The sequence below is a fragment of the Kushneria phyllosphaerae genome, from assembly GCF_900312995.1.
Taxonomy (GTDB): Bacteria; Pseudomonadota; Gammaproteobacteria; order Pseudomonadales; family Halomonadaceae; genus Kushneria; species Kushneria phyllosphaerae.
This window is the reverse complement of the sequence record NZ_ONZI01000023.1, coordinates 1-442: the sequence shown is the minus strand read 5'-3', so window position 1 is coordinate 442 and position 442 is coordinate 1. Positions and strand designations below refer to the sequence as shown.

The 442-nt window shown below is 66.1% G+C and carries 1 protein-coding gene; it reads left to right on the top strand.

Annotated features, from left to right (window positions below; genetic code table 11):
- On the top strand, positions 1-442 hold a 442-nt coding region (locus KSP9073_RS17270), incomplete at both ends, for a LysR substrate-binding domain-containing protein (RefSeq protein ID WP_243409286.1).

Sequence of the window (442 nt, the reverse complement as noted above, 5' to 3'; positions counted from 1 at the left end):
GAATGCGCTAGGCCGGCAACTTCTGCCGCAAGCACAGGCGCTGCTCGATCACGCCGATGCGCTGGAACACGCGACCGCCCAGCCGAACGTGCGCCTGAAGCTCGCGGCCAGCAGCACGATCGGCAACTATGTGCTGCCAGCCCTGCTGGCGGGCTTCCGGCACGAGATCGCGCCGGACAGCCAGCTCGACGTGCTGATCGGCAACACGCAGGACGTGGTCGATGCCGTGCAGCGTTTCGAGGTCGACATCGGCTTGATTGAAGGCACGTGCCGCGGCGAAGCATTAGAGATCGAAACGTGGATCGACGATGAGATGGTGATCGTTGCCGCGCCGGGGCATCCGCTCACGCAAGGAACGGGACCCGTCTCGCATGCGGCGCTGCGCGAAGCGGGCTGGCTGATGCGTGAACCCGGCTCCGGCACGCGCGAACTGGTCGATAGC